The 5,318-nt window shown below is 75.0% G+C and carries 5 protein-coding genes, 1 tRNA gene and 1 pseudogene; 2 read left to right on the top strand and 5 right to left on the bottom strand.

Annotated features, from left to right (window positions below; all coding sequences use genetic code 11):
* Positions 1–1,336, bottom strand: a 1,336-nt coding sequence (locus IF37_RS0137725) for a serine/threonine-protein kinase (RefSeq protein WP_030753980.1), incomplete at its 3' end; no start/stop codon positions are given.
* A 96-nt stretch (positions 1,337–1,432) separates the two neighbouring features.
* Entirely contained in the window at positions 1,433–1,981 is a 549-nt protein-coding gene (locus IF37_RS0137720; protein ID WP_030753977.1) for a transcriptional regulator, read from the bottom strand.
* A 183-nt stretch (positions 1,982–2,164) separates the two neighbouring features.
* On the opposite strand from IF37_RS0137720, the gene IF37_RS0137715 reads away from it, so the two are divergent.
* Positions 2,165–2,237: transfer RNA gene (locus IF37_RS0137715), tRNA-Ala, on the top strand.
* A gap of 76 nt (positions 2,238–2,313) precedes the next feature.
* Here the strand turns inward: IF37_RS0137715 and IF37_RS0137710 are convergent.
* Both IF37_RS0137710 and IF37_RS0137705 read right to left on the bottom strand, forming a co-directional pair.
* Positions 2,314–2,991 (bottom strand): RES family NAD+ phosphorylase, encoded by a 678-nt coding sequence (locus IF37_RS0137710; protein ID WP_030753974.1) that lies wholly within the window; start codon positions 2,989–2,991, stop codon positions 2,314–2,316.
* Entirely contained in the window at positions 2,991–3,689 is a 699-nt protein-coding gene (locus IF37_RS0137705; protein WP_030753971.1) for a hypothetical protein, read from the bottom strand. The genes IF37_RS0137710 and IF37_RS0137705 overlap by 1 nt, the downstream gene beginning before the upstream one ends.
* 167 nt (positions 3,690–3,856) lie before the next feature.
* Here IF37_RS0137705 and IF37_RS0137700 point away from each other — a divergent pair, with 167 nt between their 5' ends.
* On the top strand, positions 3,857–4,156 hold the full coding sequence (locus IF37_RS0137700) for a hypothetical protein (protein ID WP_030753969.1): 300 nt from the start codon (positions 3,857–3,859) through the stop codon (positions 4,154–4,156).
* On the opposite strand, the pseudogene IF37_RS0137695 reads toward IF37_RS0137700, so the two are convergent.
* Positions 4,131–5,318 (bottom strand): annotated as a pseudogene (locus IF37_RS0137695) (AfsR/SARP family transcriptional regulator); the annotation flags it as partial. The gene IF37_RS0137700 and the pseudogene IF37_RS0137695 sit on opposite strands and share 26 nt — an antisense overlap.

Raw genomic sequence — 5,318 nt, 5'->3', positions numbered from 1 at the left:
GGTTCGGGGTGGGCGCCGGGGGCCGCGTGGGCGGGGGCAGACGGAAGCTTCCGGTGTCCGACAGGGAGCCGGTGGGGGTGGGGGTGGGGGCGCTGTGCGGGCCCTGATCCGGGCGCGGGCGCGCGTCGGCGCTCATGGCCGGGCTCACGCTCGCGTCGGCATCGGAGCCGGTGCCGGGACCCGTATCCGTACCCGTATCGAAGTCGCCCGTACCGAAGTCGGTACCCGTATCGAAGTCGCCCGTACCGAAGTCCGTCCCGGTACCGAAGTCCGTCCCGGTACCGAAGTCATCACCGGCGTCGCCGCCCGAGTCCGTCCCCGAGTCCGCCTCCGAGTCCGTCCCCGGCGCCATGCCCGGGGTCTTGCCGGATACCGGTGCCGGGGCCTTGCCGAAAACCGGTGCCGGTGCCGGGGTCGGGTCCGTGAGGAGGTCGAGGGCCACGCCGGACGCCTGCTGGAGGGGGCCGTCGGGGGCGAAGCCCGGTGGAAGCGGGCCGAGTTGGTCGAACACATCGATCAGCTCGTCGTCGACACCCGGCTCCGGCAGGAGTTCCGCGGCGGCGGCGAGTGCCTTGCGCGCCCCCGTGGCCGTACGGAACCGGTGCGCCGGGTCCGGCTGGAGCAGCGAGGCGACGACCTGCCAGAGCGGCTCCGGAATTCCCTTGGGCGGACCGGGGGTTCCGTTCACCTCGAAGTACCGCACGAGTGCCTTGGCGTCCGGCCTGGCACCTTCGAGGAGGTACAGGGCGACCAGCCCGACGGCGAACAGGTCGGAGGGGAAGTCGGGTTCGGCGCCCGCCATCTGCTCGGGGGCGAGGTAACCGGGCGTGCCCACCACGAGGTTGGTCTCCGTCAGCCGGGGTTCACCGAGGCGCATGGCGATGCCGAAGTCGGACAGCCTGAGCCGCGGCCGGCCGATGCCGGTGGCCTCCAGGAGCACGTTGGCGGGCTTGATGTCCCGGTGGACGACGTTCTCCGCGTGCACGGCGGCGAGCCCGGACAGCAACTGGTCGAGCAGCGTGCACACGAACCCCGGGGGCAGCGGTCCGTAGTCGTTGACCAGGTTGACCAGTGAGCCCCCGCCGACCAGGTCCATGGTGAACAGCACCTTGTCGTCGTCGGCGGCCCAGCTGGCCGGGGCGAGGACGTGCGGGTGGTCGATGCGCAGTCCCTGCTCCCGGACGAAGCGGAGCAGGGAGTGGGCGTCCCGCTGCTGGAGGACCTTGGCGGCCACGTAGCGCCGCCGGCGATGGTCCCAGGCGCGCCATACGGCACCCACGCCACCGCGTCCGATCGGGTCGGCCAGCTCGTACCGGCCGGCGAAGACCTCGCCCATCGCAGCCGCCGCCCCTCCTCCTGGCCCCGTGAAGCCCCGTGGGTGAAACTACGTGCCCCGGCCGGTCCGGCCCCCTCCGGTGGACCGGCCCGTGGTTCAGTTCTGGTGGGACTGGTAGTGCGTGACGGCGTCGGAGGTGCGGCCGGCGCCGTAGACACGGAGGAACTCCGCGAGTTCGGGGTGGCTCGGCGCGAGGCTGTCCGCGGCGTCGATGATGTCGCCCGCGGCGGCGACCGAGCGGAGCAGCGACTGGATCTCCCGGACCACGCGCTTGACCGTGGGCGCGCCCGAGCTGCCCGTGGTCTGGGTGGTGTTGCTGAGCACGGAGCCCCCTTGCGATTTCTTGATCTCGTCCATGCGCTCGGTCGCCTCGGCGGCGCTGACACTGCCGTCCGCGACCTGGGACGCCAGGTCCTGGAGCAGCTGTACCCGCTGGACCACCGCGGGATTGCCGATCTTGGCACGCTGGCCGCTCATCAGCTGCGAGAGCATCGGAGCGGACAGGCCGAGGACCGCCGCGAGCCGCGCCTGGTTCAGCCCGAGATCGTCGATGAGCTTACGGAAGAGCGTGCCCAGCGGCTCCCCGTACCAGTTCCGCTGGAGCTCCCGCGCTCTGGCGGTGGCTTCCTGCTGTGCGGCGTCCATTGCGTCTCCCCATCGCTTCCCCTGACAAACCGCGGTTCGCGACAGCGAACCACGTCGAGCATCTTACGGAGAGTGGTCATCCGCGGGGACCCCCAATCTTTTTGCGGGATACGGGGGGTGACCCGGTACTCTGGTCTGCGGCACCCGCCGGAGTCCGTACGGTCCGGCCGGCGTGCGTCGTACGGGGCCTTAGCTCAGTTGGTAGAGCGCCGTCTTTGCATGGCGGATGTCAGGGGTTCGACTCCCCTAGGCTCCACTCTCAGGAGACCCCCTCTGACCTGCGGTATCGCGGGTGAGAGGGGGTCTCTTCCGTGTGGGCGGGCGCGCTGCGCTCAGCGGTGCAGCGGCTCCCTGATCGCCGAGCGGAGCGGTTCCAGGAGCTGGTTGGCCTCCTTGATGCCGTCCGGGGAGCCGAGGTCCGCGATGCTGCGGTACGGCAGGGCTTCGAGCGGTCCGCCCGCGGGGCCGGCGAGGCGGTCGCCGAAGAGCACCAGGGCCCGCCGGGACGGATTCCGTTTCGAACCCCAGACCAGGCCCGCGGCGTCGGGAGCCTGGGCCCGGATCTCCCGCGCCCAGCGCCGGGTGCGCGCGTAGTGCTCCGGCCCCTCGTTCTCCAGCAGCAGGTGGTCCTGGCAGACGGCGGCGAGGGCCGCGCCGGAGCACAGGGAGACCAGTCTCAGCTCCCGCCGGGTGCGGACCGCGTTCAGCGACCTGCCCCGCACCGAGGCCCAGGGGATCAGGCGCATGCTGGTCGCCGGGTCGAAGCGGACCGAGCGCAGCAGCGTCTCGGCGAGAGCGGTCTCCGGGTCCGTCGCCGCGTACAGACAGGGGTACGGGTCCTCGGGCGTGCCGTGGAAGCGGCCGGGCGCGGGGTCGTCCGGGTCGAACGGCTTGAACTGCCCGGCGGCGAAGCGGGACGCGTGCAGCCGCCACAGCTGGGTGCCGGCGGGCAGCACCTCCCAGTGCGGCCGGAAGCGGTACACGGAGGGCGACGGGGTCTCCTCGCGCATCAGTCGCCCTCCACCAAAGCCACGGCCGCGCCCACCAGTTCGCGGTCCGGCCGGACGCCGAGGAGGGCGGCGGGCGGCCCGCCGCCCAGCCAGGCGTTGCCGCTCAGCCACCAGTCGGCCGCGCCCCACGGGTCGGCGTCGGCGAGCAGCACCCGGTTGACCTCCAGGACGACCTCGTACGGTGTGCCGCCCCCGGGCGGGAACTGGAACTCCGGGTAGCGGTCGCCGTGGTCGGGGTCGGCGAGCCGGATCAGTTCGGGCGGTGGCGGCGAGCCCCGGTACCGGGCGCGGACCTCGGTGGCCGAGAGGGCGGGCGCGTGGCGGAGCCGGTGTTCGACGGCGGCGATGACGGCCGCGGTGTCGGGGGGCGGCGGCGGGCCGGCCGTGAGCCGGGCCAGCAGCTCCCGTGTCCGCAGGACGACCGGTCCGCCGGCGGACGCGGGGCCGGCGAGCCGGACGGAGTCCACGGCCTGCCGGAGCGGGTGGTCGAACGGCAGCGCCACCAGGCAGAGCCGTACGCCCTGCAAGGCCCGGCGGACGGCCCTGGCGTCGTCCGGCGGGGTGCCGGCGAGCGCGCGCAGGCGGGTGAGCAGGAGCTGGTACTGCTCGTCGGTCAGGTGGGCGCGGATGCCGTCGAGGTGTTCCTCGATGAGACCGAGCACCCTCGTCCCGCTGTCCGCGCCGTCACCGGGGGTCATGCGGTCTCCTCTTCCGGGCCGGGGTGGCCCTGCCGGGGTGGCCCCGGTGGACGAACGCGGTCCGTGCGGCGGGCCGTCGGGGGCCGGGGCGGCGCGGGACCGGCGGCGCGGCGGCACCGCCGTACGGCCGCCGGTCCCGAGGGTCCCGGCCGACTGCCCGTGGCTCCATGATGGCCCGGCCCCCGGCGCGATGGTGGCGGATCACCGAGGTTCGCGGCGCGTGCCCGGTACGCACCCGGAACCCGCCCGGGAAGCGGCCGGGCCGGGTCTGCGCCCGGCGCGGCCAGCTGCCCTGCCTGTCCGGCCGGCTCGGCCACCTGACTCGCACCAACTCCGAGGCACTGGTCGGCGCGCAGACCGACAACCGCCGCTACCGCCGGGCGACCGGCGTGCCGCGGGCCGACTTCACCCGCGGCGTCGCCATCACGTCCTCGATCCCGGTCAGCCGTGCCGTCCGCCCCCGGTGAGCGCGCCGAGGACCGGGTCGGCCTCGCGCAGCGCCTCGTCCGGGGTCAGACGGCCGCCGTGGGCGAAGGAGCGGGCGAAGGCGGCGTCGCCGAGGGCGGCACGGGCGGCCCGGGTGATCCGGTCCACGTCGGCGCGCTCGGCCGGCGGCAGCGGTGCGCCCACGCTGCGGCGGGCCGCGTCGGCGGCGCCGAGCAGCAGGGCCGCGCAGCCGGCGGCGGGCCCGCTGTCCCGCAGGGCCGCCGCACCGGCCAGCCCCTCCAGGGACAGCGCGAGGGCGCGCGGCTCGCCGAGGGCGCGGGCCACCTCCAGCCCGCGCAGATGGTGGGCCGCGGCCCCTTCGGCGTCGCCGCGCAGTTCGGCGACGAAGCCCAGCTCGGCCAGGACCAGGTGGTCGCCCGCGCGGGAGGACACGTCCGCGTAGCCGTCGCGCAGATGGCGCAGGTGGGCCTCGGCGGCGTCCAGGTCGCCGGAGCGGCGGGCGCCGAGCGCGAGGCCCATCTCGGCGTGGATCTCGCCGTACTTGTAGCCCTGTTCGGCGGCGCTGCGCCGGGCCTGTTCGTGCAGGTCGCGGGCGCGGTCCCAGTCGCGGGCCAGCAGCGCGAGGCGGCCCAGCCCGGAGAGCCGGGCCGACACCTCGGCCGCCAGGCCCAGTTCGCGCGCGATCCGCAGCCCCTCGTACTGGCGGTTCTCCGCCTCCTCGTACTCGCCCTTGATCTCCGCCAGGGCGGCGAGCGGCGACACCGTCTGGAGTTCGCCCCAGCGGTCGCCCACCTCGCGGAAGAGCGCGGCGCCGCGCAGCCCGTCCCGGCCCAGTCCGGCGAGGTCGCCGCGGATCAGCGCGAGCATGGCCCGCAGCCCGAGCGCGGCGGCGGTGCCCCACTGGTCGCCCGCGGCGGTGAACAGCGTCAGCGCCCGGTCGTTCAGCTCGTCGCTGTCGGCGGCACCCGCGCTGAACAGACCGTACGCGCAGAGCCACAGCGAGCGCGCCCGGCGTACCGGGTCGGGGACGGCGGCACCGTCCGGGAGGGCGGCGGCCGGGTCGCGGTCGCCGGTGAGCAGGGCGAACGCCGCGTGCAGCAGGGTGAGTTCGTCCCGGTCGGCGGCCGGGGTGGCGGGTGTGGTGGTGTCCAGGACCGCGCGCAGGCTGCGGCGGGCCTGGAC

The sequence above is a fragment of the Streptomyces sp. NRRL S-31 genome (assembly GCF_000718775.1).
Taxonomy (GTDB): Bacteria; Actinomycetota; Actinomycetes; order Streptomycetales; family Streptomycetaceae; genus Streptomyces.
The sequence above is the reverse complement of the archived record's forward strand: the minus strand, read 5'-3'. Positions and strand labels throughout refer to the sequence as shown.